Raw genomic sequence first — 503 nt, 5'->3', positions numbered from 1 at the left:
CACCGGCACGCTGCCGGTGCACCGGGAGCTGGAAGACGCCTTGTGCCGCTACACCGGACGGGATGCCGCTTTGGTGTTCTCCAGCGGGTATACCGCCAACCTGGGCCTGTTGCAGGCACTGGGCGGCCCTGGCAGTCTGTTCATCCTCGACGCCCACGCCCATGCGAGCCTGGTGGACGGCGCGGCTTTCCGGGGCCGCGGTGCGCACCGCCGGGCACAATGACTTGGCTGGGATGAGACGGATCCTGGAGGAACAGCGGCAGCAGGCCCGGGCAAGCCGGGCCCCTTACGGGTGGCGGTGGTGGTTGAGTCCCTGTACTCGGTGTTGGGGGACAGTGCCGACCTGGGCGCTGCGGCCCGCTTATGCCAAGAGTACGGTGCGTTGCTGGTGGTTGACGAGGCGCACTCCCTGGCGGCCACCCCCGGCGGCAGCGCAGTGCGTGCTGCCGGGCTGCAGCACAGCGCCCACGTGCTGGTCACCGCAACCCTGTCCAAGCACTGGC

The 503-nt window shown here is 69.8% G+C and carries 1 pseudogene; it reads left to right on the top strand.

Annotated features, from left to right (window positions below):
- Window positions 1-16 precede the first annotated feature (16 nt).
- A pseudogene (locus tag JCM19049_RS21795) lies at window positions 17-503 on the top strand (aminotransferase class I/II-fold pyridoxal phosphate-dependent enzyme); the annotation flags it as partial.

This window comes from Arthrobacter sp. JCM 19049 (assembly GCF_001310435.1).
This window is presented reverse-complemented; position numbering and strand designations above follow the sequence as displayed.